General features: G+C 64.8%; 20 protein-coding genes. 10 read left to right on the forward strand and 10 right to left on the reverse strand.

The window, feature by feature from the left end:
• The first annotated feature begins 113 nt into the window (after positions 1 to 113).
• Complete coding sequence (locus EG799_RS05425; RefSeq protein WP_123879243.1) at positions 114 to 3,491, forward strand: PAS domain-containing protein; 3,378 nt, start codon at positions 114 to 116, stop codon at positions 3,489 to 3,491.
• On the opposite strand, the gene EG799_RS05430 is transcribed toward EG799_RS05425, so the two are convergent.
• Entirely contained in the window at positions 3,488 to 3,838 is a 351-nt protein-coding gene (locus EG799_RS05430; RefSeq protein WP_123879245.1) for a response regulator, read from the reverse strand. The genes EG799_RS05425 and EG799_RS05430 overlap by 4 nt on opposite strands.
• 238 nt (positions 3,839 to 4,076) lie before the next feature.
• Here EG799_RS05430 and EG799_RS05435 point away from each other — a divergent pair, with 238 nt between their 5' ends.
• On the forward strand, positions 4,077 to 6,212 hold the full coding sequence (locus EG799_RS05435) for a TonB-dependent receptor (RefSeq protein ID WP_123879247.1): 2,136 nt from the start codon (positions 4,077 to 4,079) through the stop codon (positions 6,210 to 6,212).
• Positions 6,212 to 7,297 (forward strand): PepSY-associated TM helix domain-containing protein, encoded by a 1,086-nt coding sequence (locus EG799_RS05440; RefSeq protein WP_123879249.1) that lies wholly within the window; start codon positions 6,212 to 6,214, stop codon positions 7,295 to 7,297. The genes EG799_RS05435 and EG799_RS05440 overlap by 1 nt, the downstream gene beginning before the upstream one ends.
• A gap of 214 nt (positions 7,298 to 7,511) precedes the next feature.
• Here the strand turns inward: EG799_RS05440 and EG799_RS05445 are convergent, their stop codons facing one another.
• The 6 genes from EG799_RS05445 to EG799_RS05470 form a co-directional block, all read right to left on the reverse strand.
• Entirely contained in the window at positions 7,512 to 8,072 is a 561-nt protein-coding gene (locus tag EG799_RS05445) for a 3'-5' exonuclease family protein (RefSeq protein ID WP_123879251.1), read from the reverse strand.
• A gap of 106 nt (positions 8,073 to 8,178) precedes the next feature.
• A complete protein-coding gene (locus EG799_RS05450; protein ID WP_123879254.1) occupies positions 8,179 to 10,149 on the reverse strand; it encodes a protein-L-isoaspartate(D-aspartate) O-methyltransferase in 1,971 nt (656 codons plus the stop codon).
• Positions 10,142 to 10,660 (reverse strand): HAD family hydrolase, encoded by a 519-nt coding sequence (locus EG799_RS05455; RefSeq protein WP_123879256.1) that lies wholly within the window; start codon positions 10,658 to 10,660, stop codon positions 10,142 to 10,144. Before EG799_RS05455 ends, EG799_RS05450 begins: the two co-directional genes overlap by 8 nt.
• Entirely contained in the window at positions 10,657 to 11,031 is a 375-nt protein-coding gene (locus tag EG799_RS05460) for a hypothetical protein (RefSeq protein ID WP_123879258.1), read from the reverse strand. Before EG799_RS05460 ends, EG799_RS05455 begins: the two co-directional genes overlap by 4 nt.
• A 9-nt stretch (positions 11,032 to 11,040) precedes the next feature.
• Entirely contained in the window at positions 11,041 to 11,337 is a 297-nt protein-coding gene (locus EG799_RS05465) for a plasmid stabilization protein (RefSeq protein ID WP_123879259.1), read from the reverse strand.
• Between the two features lie 206 nt (positions 11,338 to 11,543).
• A complete protein-coding gene (locus EG799_RS05470) occupies positions 11,544 to 11,819 on the reverse strand; it encodes an ArsR/SmtB family transcription factor (protein WP_123879261.1) in 276 nt (91 codons plus the stop codon).
• Positions 11,820 to 11,958: 139 nt separating this feature from the next.
• On the opposite strand from EG799_RS05470, the gene EG799_RS05475 reads away from it, so the two are divergent.
• From EG799_RS05475 to EG799_RS05505, 7 genes are all read left to right on the forward strand, one after another.
• Positions 11,959 to 12,321: a hypothetical protein gene (locus EG799_RS05475; protein ID WP_234029038.1), complete on the forward strand. Its 363-nt coding sequence runs from the start codon at positions 11,959 to 11,961 to the stop codon at positions 12,319 to 12,321.
• A gap of 210 nt (positions 12,322 to 12,531) precedes the next feature.
• Complete coding sequence (locus EG799_RS05480; RefSeq protein WP_123879263.1) at positions 12,532 to 13,422, forward strand: 3'-5' exonuclease; 891 nt, start codon at positions 12,532 to 12,534, stop codon at positions 13,420 to 13,422.
• Between the two features lie 44 nt (positions 13,423 to 13,466).
• Positions 13,467 to 14,201 (forward strand): hypothetical protein, encoded by a 735-nt coding sequence (locus EG799_RS05485; RefSeq protein WP_123879265.1) that lies wholly within the window; start codon positions 13,467 to 13,469, stop codon positions 14,199 to 14,201.
• On the forward strand, positions 14,201 to 15,052 hold the full coding sequence (locus tag EG799_RS05490; RefSeq protein WP_123879267.1) for a hypothetical protein: 852 nt from the start codon (positions 14,201 to 14,203) through the stop codon (positions 15,050 to 15,052). Before EG799_RS05485 ends, EG799_RS05490 begins: the two co-directional genes overlap by 1 nt.
• Entirely contained in the window at positions 15,042 to 15,683 is a 642-nt protein-coding gene (locus EG799_RS05495) for a hypothetical protein (RefSeq protein ID WP_123879269.1), read from the forward strand. The genes EG799_RS05490 and EG799_RS05495 overlap by 11 nt, the downstream gene beginning before the upstream one ends.
• Before the next feature lie 196 nt (positions 15,684 to 15,879).
• The gene (locus EG799_RS05500) at positions 15,880 to 16,761 is read left to right on the forward strand and encodes a bis-aminopropyl spermidine synthase family protein (protein WP_199798270.1); all 882 of its coding nucleotides are present in this window, start codon (positions 15,880 to 15,882) and stop codon (positions 16,759 to 16,761) included.
• Positions 16,758 to 17,330, forward strand: a complete 573-nt coding sequence (locus EG799_RS05505; protein WP_123879271.1) for a hypothetical protein — start codon at positions 16,758 to 16,760, stop codon at positions 17,328 to 17,330. Before EG799_RS05500 ends, EG799_RS05505 begins: the two co-directional genes overlap by 4 nt.
• On the opposite strand, the gene EG799_RS05510 is transcribed toward EG799_RS05505, so the two are convergent.
• Genes EG799_RS05510 through EG799_RS05520 form a run of 3 tightly spaced genes read right to left on the reverse strand, consistent with a single transcriptional unit; the run spans position 17,316 to position 19,734 of the window.
• Positions 17,316 to 17,981: a hypothetical protein gene (locus EG799_RS05510; RefSeq protein WP_123879273.1), complete on the reverse strand. Its 666-nt coding sequence runs from the start codon at positions 17,979 to 17,981 to the stop codon at positions 17,316 to 17,318. The genes EG799_RS05505 and EG799_RS05510 overlap by 15 nt on opposite strands.
• Positions 17,962 to 18,957: an ImmA/IrrE family metallo-endopeptidase gene (locus EG799_RS05515; RefSeq protein WP_123879275.1), complete on the reverse strand. Its 996-nt coding sequence runs from the start codon at positions 18,955 to 18,957 to the stop codon at positions 17,962 to 17,964. The genes EG799_RS05510 and EG799_RS05515 overlap by 20 nt, the downstream gene beginning before the upstream one ends.
• 57 nt (positions 18,958 to 19,014) lie before the next feature.
• Positions 19,015 to 19,734, reverse strand: coding sequence for a hypothetical protein (locus EG799_RS05520; RefSeq protein WP_123879276.1), 720 nt, complete (start codon positions 19,732 to 19,734; stop codon positions 19,015 to 19,017).
• Positions 19,735 to 19,898: the final 164 nt, after the last annotated feature.

A 19,898-nucleotide genomic window follows, 5' to 3' on the forward strand; every position in this document is an offset into this window, starting at 1 on the left:
CGCCGCGCGGCGTTTCCTGCGGCAAGACACCGGGGAGGATCGGAAACAGGACGGCCATCGCCGACGCAACGGGAGAATTGACATTCAGGCTATGATGTCGAAACCGCTTTTCCATGTCTTCGGAAGATGACGACAATGATGTCCCCAACGTGGATCGGCTGGAGGACGCGGCTCGCGCCGCGGGCATCGGCATATGGGAATTCGACCCCCGTTCCGGTGAACTGGACTGGGATCGACGTTGCCGGGAGCTGTTCGGGATCTCGTCCTCGCGAGAGGTCGACTACCAGACGTTTCTCGATGGCCTGCACCCTGAAGATCGGGACGAGGCCGGTGCCGCTGTCCAGCGCGCCCTGGATCCCGGTGGTCCCGGAAGCTACGAAATAGCCTACCGGACCATCGGCATAGAGGACGGCCGTCTGCGACATGTGGCGGCGACCGGCCGAGCCTATTTCGAGGAACGCGACGGGGCGCGCGAGGCCGTGCGTTTCGTCGGAGCGGTGGTGGACGTATCGTCGATCCTCCGGACGCAGGACGAACTGCGCGATACCGAGATGCAGCATCGCCGCGTCCTGGAGGCGACGAACGACGCGATCTGGAACTGGGATCTTGAGGGCGACCGGGTCGAGTGGAGCGACGCGCTCTATTCGACCTTCGGGCACGCGCCGCACTCGGTCGAACCGACGGGCGGCTGGTGGTTGGAACAGATCCATCCAAACGACCGAGAACGTGTGGACCGCGACATCCATGCCGTGATCGATGGCGATGGCACCGAATGGGAGTCGGAGTATCGATTCCGCCGGGGGGACGGGACCTTCGCGACCGTCTACGACCGTGGCAGCGTGATGCGGGAAAGCTCAGGCCGGGCCGTGCGCATGATCGGCGCGATGCTCGACCTCAGCGATCTGCGGAAGGTGAGGACGACGCTCGCGGAAAGCGAGCAGCGTTATCGCGTCCTGACCGAGGTGTCGCCCCAGATCGTCTGGATGGCCGACCCCGGCGGCCACCTGACCTACGCCAACCGGCAATGGTTCGATTACAGCGGGCAGACGATCGAAGGATCGGCGGAGAATGGCTGGGAGGCGGCGATCCACCCCGATCACGTAGCCACTCTGCGGACCGCCTGGCAGAAGGGAAGCCGCGAAGCGGTCGAATGGTCCGTCGAACTGCCCCTGCGTCGGGGAGACGATGGCTCGTGGCGCTGGCATCTGGTCAGGGGCCGCCCCGTTCTCGGCGGGGACGGACAGGTAGAGTCTTGGATAGGCGTGGCCGTCGATCTCCATGATCGAAGGGAAGCGGCGCAGGCCCTTGCAGCGGAAAAGGCGCGGCTCGAGACCTTGCGTCGCACGGGAAGCGAACTGGCGGCGGAACTCGAACTGGAGTCGCTCGTCCAGAAGGTCACCGATGCCGGGGTCGAACTCATCGGGGCGCAGTTCGGAGCCTTCTTCTACAATGTGAGGGACGAGAACGGAGGTCAGTATCTCCTCTATACGCTGTCGGGTGCGGACAGGTCGGATTTCGAGAAGCTGGGGCGTCCCCGCATAACCGACATCTTCCGTCCGACCTTCTCGGGAGAGGGCACGATCCGCTCGGACGACGTCACGAAGGACCCGCGCTACGGTCTGAGCGCCCCGCATCATGGGATGCCGAAGGACCACCTCCCGGTCCGCAGCTATCTGGCAGTGCCCGTCATGGGCCGCGAGGCCGAAGTCATAGGCGCGTTGCTCTTCGGGCATCCCGAGCCGGGCCGCTTCACCGAGCAGCACGAGCGTCTGGTCACCGGCATCGCCGCGCAGGCGGCCATCGCCATCGACAACGCACGCCTCTACCGCTCCGCGCAGGACGAGCTCGCCGAGAGGCGACGCGTCGAGGCGGATCTGAGGGAATTGACCGAGACCCTCGAGCAGCGGGTGGCGGAGGAGGTCGAGCGCCGCTCCAACGCGGAGGAGGCGCTCCGACAGGCACAGAAGATGGAGGCAGTGGGCCAGCTCACCGGCGGCATCGCGCACGACTTCAACAACCTCCTGACCGTGATCGCCGGGAACATCGACATGGCCACCCGCGCCATCGGGGATGCCGGGGAGGGCAATCCGCGCGTCACGCGTGCGCTGGAGGGGGCGCAGAAGGGAGCCCAACGTGCCGCGTCGTTGACCCAGCGCCTGCTCGCCTTCGCACGGCGCCAACCGTTGCATCCCAAGCCGATCAGGATGGACAGGCTCATCCGCGGAATGTCCGACCTGCTCGATCGCTCGCTCGGCGAGCGTGTCGAGATCGAGTTCGTGGGTGCGCCGGGATTGTGGCAGGTCGAGGTCGATCCCAACGAACTCGAATCCGTGATCGTGAATCTCGCCGTGAACGCCCGCGACGCTATGCCCGATGGCGGCAAGCTGACGATCGAGGTCAGCAACGCACGGCTGGACGAGGGCTACGCCGCCCGTCATGCGGAGGTCGCGCCGGGTCAGTACGTCATGCTCGCGATCAGCGACACCGGTACCGGCATGCCTCCGGAACTCCTGGACAAGGTCTTCGAACCCTTCTTCACGACCAAGGAGGTCGGCAAGGGGACCGGCCTGGGCCTCAGCATGGTTTACGGTCTGGTCAAGCAGTCCGGCGGGCACGTGAAGATTTATAGCGAGCAGGATCGGGGCACGACGGTCAAGATCTACCTGCCGCGACTGCTCGACGAGACGGAGGCGGACGGGGACGAGGGTGGGGAGGAGGCGCTCGAGGAGAGCGAACAGGAGGAACTCGTCCTGCTTGTCGAGGATGACGAGGACGTGCGCGCCTACACGGCCGACTGTCTTCGCGAACTCGGCTACAGGGTGCTGGAGGCCGGCTCCGGGGAGGAGGCGAAGCGGACGCTCGAGCGGACGAGGGATCGGATCGATCTGCTCTTTACCGATGTGGTGATGCCGGGGATGACCGGGGAGGAACTGGCAGCGGACCTGCGCGAGGACAGGCCCGACCTCAAGGTCCTGTACGCATCGGGATACACTAGGGATGCCATCATGCATTCGGGCCGGTTGCAGCCCGGGGTCGCGCTCCTGCAGAAGCCGTTCAACTTCGCCGAGCTCGCTCGCAAGGTCCGTGACGTCCTCGAACTCGGCAATCTCGGCCGGGCGGTGACTCTCGTGGACGAGGGCCGGGCGCACGGTCCGGCCCGCGAGGCGCTGGGCTCGTCCGGTTACGAGGTGGACGTGGTGCATACCGTGCGCGAGCTGGAGGACAAGGTCCGGCTCAGCGAAGGGCGCTTCGACTGCGTCGTCCTCGACGACCGGTCGCACCGCATCGATGTACGCCGCACGGTCAGGTCCCTGCGATCCTTCGCGGAGGACCTGCCGATTCTAGTCCTGTCCGACGGATGGGAACGGCTGAAGGACCTGGAGGATCGGTGCGTCGCGGTCGCCCCGACGCCCGATCGTCCCGCCGAGGTTACCACGTTGCTGCGGCGGCTGAAGGTGCGGTGCGACGGTTCCGGTTCCGGGAAGAACTAACCCAGCATCTCTCCCAGCGCCCTTTCGACGTCCTCCAGCACGTAGGGCTTGGGTATGATGACCGTCTCGCTCCCGGAACGTGACCTGTCGATGTCGGCTCCATAGCCGCTGGCCACCGCGAAGGGGATGTCCAGCTCCCGCAGGCGATCCATCACGGGATAGCTGTCATGCTCCCCCAGGCGCAGGTCGACGATGGCCGCGTCGGGTTGACAGTCATCGAGGATTTCGAGCGCCGAAGGGATCGATCCCGCCGGTCCAACGATCTCATAACCGAGAGCGTCGAGTATGTCTTCGAGCAACATTGCGATCATCCCGTCGTCTTCGACGATCATTATCTTTTTCGACACACCGACCTCCCCTGTTCTGCCTCCATGACCTAATCCTTCGTTTTTGGAAAGTCAGTCAAGAGGTTACGGATGTGTGCGTCATGAACCTTGCCCCACGTTTGAACAGTATGCGAGAAACACGCGATCGTCCTTATGGCGATCGTTACCCCTCCACCAATTCACAGCGCATTCGGACAAATGCTATTGCGAACCATTCGCAAGCGGGATAGGCGACGCATCCCTTTTCGAGGAGTCAATGATGTATCGCTGTCTCGTGGGCGCTCTCGCGCTCGTTCCCGTTTCGCCCGTTCTCGCGCAGGAGGCCGATCCGCCGGCGGATGAGGGGGTCGAGGGCAGGATGCTTGATGACGCAATCGTCGTCACGGCGGCCCGTACGCGTCTTCCCGCCAGCGCGTTGCCTCTGACTGTCGACGTCATCGACACCGAAGCGCTGGAGCGACAGGTGCAGGTCTCCGGTTCGACGGTCGATGCGGTCTCCGCCCTGCTTCCCTCGTTCTCGCCCACGCGCGAGAAGCTGTCCGGTGCCGGTGAGAGCCTCCGCGGACGGTCTCCACTCTACGCGATCAATGGCATACCCCAGTCGACGCCCGTCCGCGACGGCTCCCGCGAGGGCTACACGATCGATCCGTTCTTCATCGATCGGGTCGAGGTCATCTACGGGTCCAACGCTCTCCAGGGCATCGGTGCCACTGGCGGAGTCGTCAACCAGGTGACCGTCGGCGCGCCAAGGGCGGACGGCATCGCCGTTCGTTCGCTGGCACAGATCACCCTTCCCGATGGATTCGACGGCGAAGGGATCGGCGCGAAGGCGGGAGCGCTGCTCGGCTATCGTGACGGTCCTATCGACGCGAGCTTCGGAGCCACGCTGGAACGTCGCGGTGCCTTTTTCGACGGGCGGGGCAATCGCATCGGTGTGGACGGCACCCAGGGAGAGGTGCAGGACAGCGACAGCTGGTCGGTCTTCGGTCGGCTCGGCTATGAACTGGCGAGCGGCGCGCGGATCGAACTGGTAGCCAATCGCTTCGAACTGGAAGGCAATGCCAACTACGTCCTGGTTCCGGGTAGCCGGGCGACTGGGACCCCGGCGACGAGCGAACGCGGGATGACCCTTGGGGATCCGCCATCAAACACCGCCGAGCTCGTTTCCGCGTCGCTGACCGATCCCGACCTCGGCGGGGGGACGTTCGTCCTGCAGGGTTTCTACAGCCGGACCGATGACGTCTTCGGCGGCGGTGTGTTCGGCACGTTCCAGGATCCGACCATCGATCCCACCGGCACGCTCTTCGACCAGTCCGCCAACCGCTCGCGCAAGCTGGGAGGCAAGATCAGCTACGAACGGGCGATGCCGGGTCTCGAGGACCTCGTGCTGACTGCCGGGTTCGATGCGCTCTTCGATCGGACCGAGCAGTCGCTGGTCCAGACCGATCGCGTCTGGGTTCCGCGCAGCGATTTCCGCAGCCTTGCTCCCTTCCTGCAGGGCAACCTGGCTCTGGCCGATGGTCTCGTCCGCCTGGCCGGGGGCCTCCGCTACGAGAACGTCGAGCTGGAGGTCGGTGACTTCACCACGCTGGCGAGTTACGGAGCGGTTGATGTGGAGGGGGGATCGCCGTCGTTCCAGGACGTCCTGTGGAACGGCGGCGTCATCCTCGAACCGATCGACGGCCTGCGCGCGTATGGCAGCTACGCGGAGGGCTTCACCATCGCCGACGTCGGCCGGATCCTGCGGGGCATCAGCCGGGCGGGGGTCGACGTCGACGATTTCCTCTCGCTGGAACCGGTGATCTCGAACAACCGGGAGATCGGGCTCGAATGGGACCGGGGACCGCTGTCGGCTTCCGCGAGCTATTTCTGGTCCTCGAGCGACTTCGGCTCGCTCCTCGTGCTCCGCAACGACGTATTCGAGGTCGAGCGCCAGCCGATCGAGATCGAGGGTTTCGAAGCGAGCGTCGATTGGCAGACGCCCTTGCCCGGTCTGTCGCTGAGCGGCGGGTACGCCGCTCTCTCCGGTCGAACGGATGGTGACGCCGACGGACTGGTGGACGAGGACCTGGACGGTGCGAACATCTCGCCCGATCGGCTCAATCTCGCGGCTGACTACGAGGAGGGACGCCTCTCCGCACGCGCACAGGCGCGCTTCTACCTTCCCCGCGAATTCAACGATGTTGCCACCGCCACCGACTTCGAGGGCTACACGCTGCTTGACATGTTCGTCGCCTATCGCACGGACTTCGGCGAGATAGCGCTGGCGGTCCAGAACCTGACCGACGAGTTCTACGTCACTTACGACAGCGATACCGTCCGGGTGACGGACGACAGTCGCTTCTTCGCGGGGCGCGGTCGGACCTTCACGCTGAGCTGGCGCGGCGCGTTCTGATGAAGGTGCTGGCCCTCCTCCATCGCTGGACCGGCGGGCTGATCGGCCTGTTGCTCGCGGTGATCGGCCTTTCCGGAACGGTGCTGCTGTGGGAGGACAGTTGGATCCTGCTCGACGGTGCCGGTGACGGTCCGGTCACCGATGCGATCACGCTCGGCCGGGTCGTGGAGCGAGCGCTGGAGGTCGATCCAGCCCTCTCGCGCATCACTTTCGCCGGGGACGAGATCGGCCTGAACCAGGCGATGTACGCCGATGGCAGCGGGGCCTACATCACTCAAGGCGGGTCGATCGTCGAACGGTGGGCCGGAATGTGGGAACGCCCCGAGCTGTGGCTCTTCGACCTTCATCACTATCTCCTGATGGGAGAGACGGGAAAGACGCTGACGGGCGTGCTCGGTCTGGTCCTGCTGGCGTTCACCGTCAGCGGCCTGATCCTGTGGTGGCGCGTCCGGCGGACCTTCCGCTTCCGCATCTGGCCGGCCCGCTACACCAGGAGCGCGATCGTGCGGCAGCATCGCGATCTGGGTGCGGTGGCTTCCCCCCTGCTGCTGCTCGTCGCGGTGACCGGGACCCTGATGGTGTTTCCCGCGCTTTCGACCCTCCTGCTTTCTCCACTCGCCGAGGCAAGTCCGGAGGACTCGCAGCCGCGCGCATCAGGATCCGTCGACGATGGCACCGACTGGCTGAAGGTCATGGTATCCGCCGGGCAGGTCTTCCCTGGTGCCGAGCCCCGTCGGCTGATGATGCCGACCGCACCGGGAGAACCCATCGCGATCAGGTACCGGCAGGAGTTCGAGTGGACGCCGAACGGGCGGAGCTACGTCTTCGTCGATCCGGCCGATGCCGTCGTCGTCGCCAGCACCGATCCGGCAGAGGGCGATCTGGCATCGAGCATCGCCGAGAAATACTATCCGGTCCACGCGGCGAAGGTCGGCGGTCTCGTGTGGAGGATCGTGCTGACGTTCGCGGGCCTGTCCCTCACCATCCTGGGCCTGCTGGCGAGCATCAGCTTCTGGACGGACCTTGTCGGCGGTCGCACGGCTTCCGTGTGTGGAAGCCGGGTAGATGGCGCGCTGATCTCCTAATTTCCCTTACCCGGTGAAACTGCGGTGGCCTGCGGGATGGGCCGGGTCCGTGCGCGCCCGCGCCGGGCGCGACGTGCGATCGCTCATTGCCGGTTGGTTGCTTCGTTCGACCCTAGGCTGACCCTTCCGAGGTCTTCTCCATGTCCGATCGGACCTTGGAGGGCGCCTTGCCGACCGCGCGCCGATGCGGCCGGGTTCGACTTGACCGGACCGCTCAAGCGAGATCGATGACTTGTCCGTAGGTGACGCCCAGTCCACGGGCCAACGCCTTCATCAACCTTTCCGCGTCCTGTCGGCCGCGGTGGGGTGCCGGACTGGCCTGCAGCCAGGACGAGAGGCGTTGGTGGCCTGCATGGGGAAGTCTAAAGGCCAGCATCGCGAAGTCGCCGAGATCGAACGTCGCGTTCCTTCCTGCCGCGTGCTGCAGCATCGCCAGCCAGTGGCGATCGAGGCCGCCGCCATCGCAATAAGCCACGCTCGTGCCGAGGATCTCGTTGAGTTGTCTCATTGCCTCCTGCGGCGAGAGACCCTGGGCCAGCTCCTCGCGGGAGATGCCATGGATTCCGGCGGACCGGGTCGACCACGAACCGTGTCTTGTCCAAGCCGACGGCGGCGAGATCAGGCTCGACCAGCTTTCGATGGCCCGGTCGGGCGAAACCCACCGCGCGACTCCGACCTCGATGGGATAGGTTCCGTCGTCCAGGGACGAGGCCTCGAAATCTATCGTGTGTAGTGGCCATGGCAACGGCCGGGTGTCTTCGGGTTCGGCTTCCATACGGGCAACTGATACGTTAAGGGGTCAGTGATCGCGACCGTCGTGATGGCGAGGCGCGAAAGCGGCTGTGCCGTCATCCTTCCGGCTTCGCTGGGGCATTTGCTTCTCAAACACCGAATGGAAAGGTGTCCGCGCCTCGGTCATGTGGTTCGTGCTCGGTCAGCGGTTCGAGCGCACGGGTCCGGTCGAACCAGCAATAGGCATCGAACTGTCTCGGCAGGACCGCCTCACTGTAATGGCTCCAGCGTTCGGTCTCCGGTCTGTAGATCACCCCGATGAACCGTTCGAGACGCGGCTCCTCCAGACGTCTCACGACCGCGTGGTCGCCTCGCAGATCCAGCAGGAACCGCTCGACCCCGCTATCGTGGCACAGTCGCTCGTAGCTGTCGCGCCGCGACGGTACCACGTCCTTCGTCTCCCGCTCCCCGTCCCAGTCCGTCGCCGCACTGACCGTCCCGGCATGCGTTCCGAAACCTATGAGCGCGACCTCGTCGCCCCATCTCTCGCGGGCGAGCTGCCCCAGATTGTGTTCGCCTCGGACCGCACCCATGTCGGTCGCGCGGGCATCGCCGATGTGGCTGTTGTGCGCCCATACGATGGCCTTGCTATCCGGTCCGCGCTCCTCCAGCAGATGCGCGAGCGTCTCGGTCATGTGGCTGTCGCGCAGGTTCCAGCTCTCGGCGCCGCCATGGTACATGACGCGGTAGTAGCGTTCGGCCGAAGCCACGAGCCGCGCGTTCATGGCCGCGGAGAAGCTGCCGCCGTCGCCCTCCAGCGAACGGTTCAGGAGTTCGCAGCACTGCTCCACGACGGCTTCTTCGCATTCGGCGAACCCATTGCGCATTGCGGCCCGGCCGTACGCGGCTGGTTCCGACTGCCAGGGGGTCAGGCAGCCGTACCGCTCACGTGCGACCCGGGCCGCCTCGGGATCGGCATCGTCGAGATAGGCGAGCACCGCCTGGACGGAGCCGGACATGTTGTAGATGTCGAGCCCATAAAAGCCGACCTTGGCATCCTCTGCCCGTTCCGAGTTGATGAATCGCAATCGCTCCAGGAAGGGCGGCATGACCGTGTTTCGCCACATCCAGGTCGGGAAGCGCCGGAAGGGGGGCGAAGTACCGGACCGCTCCTCCACTCCCCGGATATGGCGATCATACACGGCTGCGTCCGGCCAGTCGCCTTCGACCGCGACGATCGTGAACCCATGTCGTTCCGCCAGGTGCCGGGTTATGGCGGCGCGCGCGGCGTAGAACTCGTGCGTGCCGTGGCTGCATTCGCCGAGCATCACGATGCGCTTCTCCGCGAACCCATCGAACGCGCGGGCGAATGCGGGGTCATCAATCGGCGGTAGCGGATGGCACGCGTCGGCGATGACTTGCGGCAGCGGCGCGTCGCGCAGCGCCCGGTGGTCGCTCGCCGCCCGCGAACCGTCTTCAGGGACCGTAATCTTCAGCAGGGGAACGAAGCGGACCGGTGCGATCTCGCGTCGCGCCCACGCGTCGCTCCCGGTGCGGACCATGACGGTCAGCTGTTGGATCTCTTCGCCACCGACGGGCATGACGATGCGCCCGCCGATGCGGAGCTGGTTCATGAGCGCGTCGGGTATCTCGGCGAACCGGGCGGCGACCAGGATCGCGTCGAACGGCGCCTGTTCGGGCAGTCCTGCCAGGCCATCCCCGAGGATGACCTCGCAGTTATCGTAGCCGAGGCGGTCGATCCTCTGCACCGCACGGGTGGCCAGTGCCTCGTGACGCTCGACCGCGAACACCTCGCGTGCGATCCGGGACAGTACAGCGGCGGCGTAACCGGAGCCCGCTCCGATCTCGAGGACGCGGTCCCCGTCCGAGATGTCGGCCGCATTGATCATGCAGGCGACGATGAAGGGCTGGCTTATGGTCTGTCCGGACTGGATCGGCAGCGCGGAATCCTCGTAGGCGAACTCCTCCATCCCTTCGTCGACGAACATCTCGCGCGGGACCTCGCCGAATGCGCGCAGGATCGCCTCGTCGTCTATTCCGCGCGCGGCGATCTGCCGTTCCACCATCCGGCGCCGATCATCTTTTCGGGATTCACCCATCACGACCCTGCCCTTCCGTGTCCATCGGTCCGGAGGGCTGTCCTTCGAGCACGTCCGATGCGCGCAGTTCATCGAGGGATTCTTCGGCGCTGGTGTGATGGACGAAGATGCCGCCCATCTCCTCCCACAGATGCCGATGACGCAGCGTGTCGTCCACCAGTACATCGCCGGGCGCGGCGTGGTCGCGCTTGTCGCGCGCCATGCAGGTGATGATCTGCGTTCCGGGGAAGTGACGGGCCGCCCAACGGATCTTCTGGGCCTCCGCCCATCGGCCCCGGGGGCAGCCGGTCAGGATGATCGGGTCGAGATGCCGGACGGCATCGAAGAGGCACCGGGCGTCAGGCAGGAGAGGAAGCTCGGCGTAGAAATCCGGTTGTCCGGCAAGTCGCGACCAGAACGCCTGGAGGCCGAACCGGCGCTCGAAGCGTCGCGGGTGCATCCCCAGCACCGCTTCCGCTCCCCGATCGAAATCGGCCAGGACGCCATCGCAATCGAGGAACAGCTGCGTCATGGCCAGCTGGCCGGAACGAGCGGGATCGTGATTGGCGCGTCTACGGGATTCCAACCTAGCCGCGCGAGCACGTCGTTGCTGTCCTTTGGCTCGCGGCCACGTGCACGGTCGATCGACCATGTGATGTGATACGTGCCGCCGTCCGGTCTCGCGGTCGTGCCGCGGATCTCGACGACCAGGGCCTGCAGGCCCTCGCCATCGTTCACATGCCCGACGATACTTCCCTCCTCCGCCGTCGCAGGCGCTTCCTGTCGAGCCTTCGGGGGCGTCAGGGTCACGTGGTCGGCGATCACGTCGGGCCATGCGGGCGGGAACCGCTCGAGGAGCCGGACGCGTAGGAATCTGTCGAGCTTCCATCCGGTAGCCTTCACGTGAGCGACCTAGGCATTCCCGTTCTTCCGGCGCGTCTCCCAGCCCTTCCTGGCCGCTTCGGAACGCGTTTCCGAACCCTGGCCGGAGCCGCTCTTCCGGCCGCCCTTGCGCGAACTCTCGTGCGTGACCTTCTTTCCGCGGCCGGAACCGGACTTGTTGCCTCCGCCCGACTCCTTGTTGACAGTGGCCCAGGCGCGCTTTTCCGCTTCCTTCTTGGACACGCCCCGCTCTTCGTATCCTTCCTCGATATGGGCGGCCTTGCGCTTCTGCTTGTCGGTGTAGCTCGATTTGTCGCCTTTCGCCATCGTCGTTCTCCTCTCAGCGCTCTCCCGTTGCCGGCGTTCGCCCGCTGAAGTTGAAGCAACCGAGCGCTGCGAGCGTTCCCGCGCTCATTGGCCGTTCGATACTTCTTCGGAGAGATGCGGAGTCTTCGATCCGCCGTGCCAACCTCGTCGCCCAAGAGATCCTGGCGCCGGACCCGACGGATCCTGGCCCGGAGGTCGCGGCATCGTTAGTCGGCCAGCCGGGATATGAACATAGAGAGTGACCGGAGGGCGTCACGCTCGACGCGATAGGTTATGCCCCGGCCTTCCCGCTTCGAGGACACGAGGCCGGCGTTCCGCAGGACCGTGAGGTGGACCGAGGTGTTCGTCCGCAACGCCCCGGTCATCTCGGCGAGCTGGGCCGCGGAAAGCCCTTCTCCTTGCCGGGCCAACGCCGTCAGGATCTCCAGGCGTACGGGTTGCGCCAGCGCCGATAGCCGGGAGGTCACGTCCATCTTTTTCATTCTCCCACAGATAGCAAGCCATACCCCCAGGCGCAAGATGCGTCAATCTGTCAACGCGTATTGACATGTTAGTATTCTGTTTCTATCTCCGCCTCTCCAGGCATCGGGCTGTCCGGTGCGGAGTGTGGGGAGCGGTGCCATGGGCGATGCCGCGCAGTACATGTTCGACCCCTGGTTTGAAGGGCACGGGTCCGACTGGAACCTCGATCCTCTCGAGGAGACGGGTGGGGGGATGATGGCCGTGCGCCGCGTCTCGCTCGTTCGGATCGCCTGCGTGGCGGCCGAGACCGGAGCCCGGATGCAGAGGGACGGCCTCGCGGTCGACCCCGTCGGATGGATGGTCACGCCTCTCGGGCTGTTCGACGGGCGTGCGCCGATCGAGGCCTGCATGGAGCGCGACGAATGCTCGAAGGCCATCCTGCTCCACGGTCTCGGACTTGGTCTGGACGCAGATCCCTCGGTGCTTGATCGCCTGCTGTCGGACGATGACGATGGTCGGTGAACCGCCACGAGCCGTCCGGTCGGTGGACCCGGCCCCTACGACCCTTCCGCCATGTCGCCGGATTTCGCTCGGGACCGCCCGGCGATCCTGCAAGATCACGACGGTCGGTGTCGCCCCGCGGTTCCAGCGGCACTTGCCGATCGGGAGATCGACAGGAGCTACAGGCCGCCGACCGGCGACTGTCTGCGACCGCGCCGGGGGTAGGCTTTCATGATCCAGGACGATCGCGACTGCGTCTCCGGTTCGCCGGAGGTCCGGATCCTGGAACGGATCGACCTGCGGTCCGGCCGCACCGGTCGCGGGAACACCGACGGCCCTACGACCACCGCCGTAGTCCTGGATGTCGAGACGACCGGACTCGATCCCGACAGGGACGTCGTCATCGAACTCGCCATGCGACGCATCCGGTATGACGGGGACGGGGTGATCGTCGAGATCGGGCGATGCCGGACGTGGCGGGAGGACCCGGGATTCCCGCTCCCTGCCGAGATCATCGGGTTGACCGGTCTCACCGATCGTGACCTGAAGGACCAGCGGATCGATGACGACGTCGTGGCGAGGGTCATCGCAACGGCGGATCTCGTCATCGCACACAATTGCGCCTTCGACAGACCCATGATGGAGATGCGGCTTCCGCAGCTTCCGAGCCGGCGCTGGGCCTGCTCCTGCGAACAGATCGACTGGCGAAGCGCCGGATTCGAGGGTCGGGCGCTGGGCTATCTCGCCATGCAGGCCGGCTGGTACTTCGACGGGCATCGGGCGCAGCACGATGTCGACGCGGTCGTCCAGCTGCTGCGTCACGAGGGCACGCACGGATTGCCGCTCCTCTACGAACTGGACGACAACGCCCACTCCGACAGCCATCTGATCGAGACCGTGGGTGCGCCCTTCGCGGTGAAGGACGATCTGCGTCTGCGCGGCTACCGCTGGAATCCGGAGGGAAGGGTCTGGTGGCGCGAGGTCTCCGACCGCGAACTGGTGTCCGAGCAGTCGTGGCTCGCCCGCGAGGTCTATGCCCCCGACAAGGGCGCGCGGGGCCTCGGCCCCCGGATGACGAGGCGCGATGCCTACAGCCGGTATCGGCGATCGCGAGCCGCATGATGCCGCAAGGCATCACCCCCCCGACACTCCCGAGGAATGTGATCATGGCAGGTAGATCGAAGCGCGGTTCGACTGGCAAGCGGATCGTGGAGCCGAAATTGCCCGACGGTCTGATGAACGCGGCACCCGTGGTCTATCCGGTCGCCGGCACGAGCATCACCGCGCTGCAGATGTACCACAATCCGGAACGGCGACCCGACGGTGACGGTCCTTGGAACGACGAGGCCGACAAGGTCGCCTGGGTCGATGCCGAGACCGGTCTGGGCTGCATCATGCTGCGCCAGCGGAACGGGACGATGAGCGGCTACGTGAGCGTGGGGACCGATCACCCGTTGTACGGCTTCGAACCGGACGCCGTTCCGAACGACGTGTCCCGGAGCGTCCATGGTGGCATCACCTACGCGAAGCCGTGCGAGGTCAATCGCTTCGAGAGACGGGCTCACGGCAAGCCGCGTCAGGAACGCTACACCGTCTGCCATACGACAGGGGTCAGGACGGTGCAGGACTACCGCATGGTGCAGACCACGCAGGACGAGTTCCACGAGGATCTCTGGTGGATCGGGTTCGACACGGATCATCCCGGCGATCTGGTACCCAACGCCCGTCAGGGACGGAACCGCAAGGGCGATGTCTACCGCGACCAGTCGTTCGTCTACGGACATTGCGTGGAACTCGCCCGGGGGTTGAAGCGCCTGAGCGGGAACCGGGCGTCCGGCGATCGCCATGGGACCGATCCCTTGCGTCTGCCGATGCCCGGTTCCCCCGACGGTGGGTCCTGATGGCGGGTCCTTTCCACCGCTTCGACCATGCGGACGAACGTTACGGGGACGGCCGGCATCCGGACCTGCCCTGGGGATACTGGCTGACCTCCATCGGCGACGTGCCCGGTCGCCCTCCGCTCCTCGACGACGAGGGCCGGCGGTGGGAATCGGTCCGCGAAGCGTTCTGGACCGGGCGCCTCGGCCTCCCTTCGGTCCGCGACCACTGGGCGAACGAGATCATGGAGTTCATGGCGAGCTACCTCGCCATCCTCGACGGGCGCTTCGTGGCCCCCGAGGAACGGGTGAGGGACGTCTTCGCTGGAGATCGTCACCTCGACCGGTTCTTCCACACGTATATGCTGGCGGCCGGTCTGGTGCACGAGTACGACAGCAGGCCCACCGCTGAAGGGTGGGCGGTGCTCAAGATGCTCATCGCGACGCGGACGCGCGAGGATGCGGATAGCGATGTCGGTCTCGACTGGATCGTGGCCAACAGGACCGCGGCCCGCCCGTCGGAGCGCGCCGCGGCTGCGGAACGGGTTCAGCGGGCCGAGCACGTCGCTTCCCGCATGGCCCATCGCTTTGCCGCCGATACGATCGGCGGCCGACCGGTGGTGAAGCTGATCGGCCTCAGGATCACGACGGAGATACCGGTACGGTCCACGCTGTGGTCGATGTCTTGGTCCGACGGCGATCGCTTCGCCCGCGATCGTTTCTACCTCTGGCTGCTCGAGCGGATCGACCGCTGGGACGACTGGAGCGCCATGGTGACGCGGGACGGGGCACGCGCCCTGACCGAACACCTGATGCGCCTGGCCTTCTGCGATCGCTTGCTCCAACCGGGACTGGGGTCCGACGATGCGGGATGACGATCGCCCATCCCGCTCTGGCAGGACCCTCCGGCATCTGTTCCTCGCCAAAGCGAGAGGTCGCCGATCGCGTCCCCTGGGCGATCTGATCGCGGTCGTTCTGGTCGACGCGATCTGCTCCGTCGACGGAAGCGACCGGCCCATCACCTGCTACGGTGCGCTCGATGTCCGGATCGTGGATGGCGACCCCGTGTTCTCCAGCCACCATGTCTCGTGCGGGCGGCCCGCCGACCGGCTGGGCCTCCTGCGCGGACTCGCCGGGCTCTGTGACCGGCGGATCGTGGTGCTGGGTTCCCCGGACGCGTACGAGACGTTCTGGGACCGTCGTCACCTGTTCCGCGCCGGTGTCGGATTCTTTGATGCGATGGTCGGGTTCGGGGACGCCCGGCCATCGGACCTGGTTCTCGTCGGGACGCCGGAGGAAGCGATGATCGAGCTCGCCTCGGTCTTCGGCCTGCGTGAATGTCGCGGGAGCGACATCCTGCGCCAAGCGCGATGCGCGGAAGTACGCGCGCAACTGGTGTGGTTGGCTTACGTGGCGAGCAGGGCGGGGAAGAGGGAGGCGAGAGACCTCTTCGCCGCGTTCAGAGCGTGGAAGGCGCTGGAGGATGCGCGGCCGATCCCGTTCTAGCGGTGTGGGTCGATATCACGCCTGCGCCGGCTGGTATCTTGATCATGCAGGGAAGCTTCTTTCGCGACACGGCTCCCATGATGGCTCCGTGGCGCTTTGGGGTCGAGGATTGCCCTTTTTCCGGCATTGTGCCGGCTATCTTCCTGCATCGTAAGTTGATCGTGAAGAAGTCCGTTGCCCTCCTTGCGCAGTACCGATGCTGCAGTATGTCTATCGGTCTAGGCGGGAGAGCAGCGCTATGACTGTCGAACGGGCGCAGATTGATCTACAGGAAGCAATCAACGCCATCTCGGACGTCGTTCAGAATCGGCCCCGGCCGATCCGGAGCATCGATCAGATCTACATGAAGGCCGGGGACATGGTCATGCAGGCCGAGCTGGTCGCTTATTGGGCTAACGGCAAGAAGCTGGCCTTCATCGGGGACGGCGATGCAATCAGCGTGTGTGTGGCGCACCTCAAGGAACGCGGCATTCTGCCGTATGGCCCGTCGCAGATAACCGTCTTCGACTTCGACGAGCGGCAGGTCCATTCCATCAAGAGCTTCGCGGAGCGCAAGCACATCCGGCTGCTCAATGCCGAGTTGTATAATGCTCGCGACCCTTTCCCGATGACCAATCGCTTTGAGCGCTTCTACACCAATCCGCCTTGGGGGCAGTCGAACGATGGCGAGAGCGTCCATATCTTCATGGAAAGAGGGATGGAGGCCTGCGGTCACGGTGGTCAGGGAATGATCGTCATCGCCGACGACGAGGAGCTCGAATGGCCCAAGCGCGTCCTCTATACCACCCAGAAGCGCGCTTCCGAACTTGGCTATTTCGTCAGCCGGATGCAGCCGCTGATGCATTCCTATCACCTCGACGACGACGCGCTTCTCAGGTCCTGTAATCTTTTCGTCGAAGCTCTCCCCGGGAACCGCCAACCGGCGGAAAGCAGGGAAGTGGACAAGGAGCGGCTGACGAATTTCTACGGACGCGACCAGAATCTCCGGATGCGCTATATAAGGTCCAGCCGCCCCCTCACGTTCGAAGCGGCGGACGAGGATGATTGGAAGCCAGAATTCTACGAGGACACCGAATGAGCGAGATAATCCACCCGGGCGCCGGACTGCTGTATATGAAGGTGGGGACCCACGCACGTGAAGGCCTCGAGGAGATCATCGCGCGCAAGCGCAAGGAGATCGACGACGCCGGGTTCGCGATGTGGGGCTATGGGGGAAACACCTGCCATCCGCGCTCCATGGTCCAGCCATTTGCGAAGAGCATCGCCGAGAAGGGGCAACCGATCCATCTCGTAATGCATGAGATGAACTCTCGCCATTATGCGGAGCAGGTGCGGGCCGAGCGCTATTCGATCGACGGCACGAAGTGGGAGACCATCCCCAAGGCGATCAATGTGCTGGGGTCGCGGTTCGCCCTGATGATTAAGGATCTGCGTGAACACGAGGATGAGCTGGATCTGGCCGCCACCAGGGTTGGCGTAGGACGCAATGAAGGCCGCCTCGGAAGCCGCTATGTCCAGGGACAGGCGGACAAGGCCTGTCTCCTGGTCACCGAGCCTGAGCTGGTCAACGAGGAAAGAAGGCCCGTGAAGATCGACCTCGTCGCGGAACTCGTGGATCCCTATGCGGTCTTCCTAAGCGAGAAGTGAGCCGTCGTGCAGGAGGGGGCCTGCTCCTCGCCTGATCTCGGCGATGAAGCTTTCCAGGCCCTCGTCCAATTGCCCCGGGTCCCAATCCTGGCGCCCGCAAGAACAGATGAGGCGCATTGCACCGTCGACTTCTGGTTCGGCGCAGATCTTGTCACGCACCGTGAGGGGTTGCGTCGCAGCGACGATCGCTCGGATCGCTTGCTCCAGGCACACGAGGCGATCCTCGAGCGCGAGGCCTTGGTCTTCGTTGATCTCGGACATCGCGCGTATGGCGCGTTTGTCGCCGGTGAGGAGCAGCGGGATGCACCTGTTCGCTGCGATGGCGAACAGCTGCGCCTCTCCGGGATCGATCGGCAGATTCCGCACTTGGGCGACCTCAACGATCTCCGCCGCCAGTTCGGCCTCTTGCTGGTCAGGCTCCAGGCATTCCAGCTGGGACAGGAGGATATCGAGGTTCCTGCCTCCGGCCTCCCGATCATTCAGCCTCAGGCGTGACATCTGCCTTGCTGCGATGAGATGCACGAGACCAAGCGTGGCCGGTTTCCCGTTCGCGGACAATATTCCGAGCAGCTCTCCCTCGAGATTCCAGGCAGCGCATTTCAGGACGATGTCGGTATCGAGGCAGGGTCCTTCACTCATCGTCGAAACCAAGAATTCTCTTGACGAACGAGGCGTTGTCGGAGCCTAGGCTCTCGAAACTGAGCTGACTCCGGGCCACGGCGTTGACCAGATCGCCGACCGGAGCAGGTTCGGTCTGGATGAGCTTCAGGGCTGCCATCGCAACAGGCCAGGCGTTCTGACGGTAGCCTACGGCGAGAGCGAGCGCTCCCGGATCGATACCCATTTCCGGACCCTGGCGCTTTACCGCTTCTGCGAGCATGGCATGGTTGAAGGTGTCCAGATTAAGCCGGATATCAGGATCGGGATCGCCTAGGAGGACTTCGAGGGCATACCGGTCCGCGGCGCGTTCCTCTTCATCGTCTTCGACAGCAGCACCGGGATCCTCAGCATCGACAAGAAGCTCATCGGAGCGAACATGGCCGAGGGCGATGTGTCCTATTTCATGCGCGAGGGTGAAGGCCATAGGGGAGAGGAACGAGGTTTCCCGCACCAGAAGAATGGCGTGGCGCTTATCGCGGGAAGCGACCATGGCGTGCATGGCCTTGCGATCCAGCGGCCAGATCTTGAGGTGGGCTACCGGGACGCCAAGGGCCCAGCAGGCGGTGATCAGGCTCGGCAGATCGACTGTCGAACTTTCCGTCAGCAGGATGCTCCTGAGGTTCGCGGCGGAGAGGCCAACAAGTCCGGGACCGTCGCCCGCGGCTTGGATGAGCGATCCGGCCATACTAGTCCCGAAGGACTCCAGAGCGCCGAGTTCGGACGTCTCGCTGGCCTTCAGGTGCTTGAAGCGCGCCCGATCGTGCCAGACGAAATCGACCTTCTCCCCGATCAGGGCCTTCGGGGCGATGCCGAGGTTACGGGCAAGTGAAAGCCGGAGTTCCACCTGAGCCGAGGTCGAGCTGGCGGCGGCGTCGCTCCACCAGGCGGGCCAGGCAGCGTCGATGACTGCCGAACTCAGACCGGCAGCGCGCAGATCCTGCCTCAGTTTCGACGCGCTATCGGTCATTGGGATCGTCCCCCGGTTCAATCCTGCCCGAAGGCATAGCGGGAGAAGTGGGCCGGATCAAATCACGAACAGGTAATCCTGCTGATCGTGCCGCGCCGGGATTGCGGGCCGGACCGTGCGCCTTGCCGCATCGACCATCTCCAGCCATTCCTGCTCGTCCATTGGAGTTTCGTCGAGCAGCGCCCTCATCGACGAGGACAGTTCCACGGGATCGACCAGCTTGACCCACATCCCACCTGTCATTCGTGCACGCATCGCAATCCTGTAGTCGGGATCTCCGAATAGTGAGTGCCGTTCGAGCAAGGCGGTAGTCTGCGAAGCGCCAACCGCCTTGCCAGCGCCAAAATTGCGATAGGCGCTGGGGTCGAAGGGGCCTTCGTCCGCGACCGCGAGCTCCTTTTCCGACCGACAGACCAGAGCGTAGTGGCAGTTTCTGGACCCGGCGCGGCTCGTCACGAGGACATGCCTCGGCAGGTCCCGGACCGCACCGAACTGATCGATGTATCGACGCCAGGCGTGCACCTTCGCGGGAGCTACGTCTTTCGCCTTCGGTTTCGACTTCATCATCGAGAATACGACGTCCAGTGTTGCGCCCATGCGCGCTAGGGCAGGAATGGCTCTGGCCGGGGCATTGCCGACTCCCCAGAAGAACAGCCCATCGCCGATACGCCGTTCCATTTCCTTGCGGCACACGATGGTATTCAGCCCCTGCCCGGACTCGGCCTGCATACGCGTCCAGCAGATCCGGTCGAGATCGGTTTGAAGCGTTGCAACCACGTCGTTCTCCTCTTTACAGAATCGTATCATATACCAAAGCAGCGATCTACCGAATTCCGCTCCGCCTGTGGACATCTGTGTTTACAAGGTTGGTTGGAGGTGGTGGACGGTCGGTTGACGGGAGGGGACAAGATCGTTTCTTTTTTTTACAGATACGTTCCATG

It is taken from the genome of Aurantiacibacter spongiae (assembly GCF_003815535.1).
GTDB lineage: Bacteria > Pseudomonadota > Alphaproteobacteria > Sphingomonadales > Sphingomonadaceae > Alteraurantiacibacter > Alteraurantiacibacter spongiae.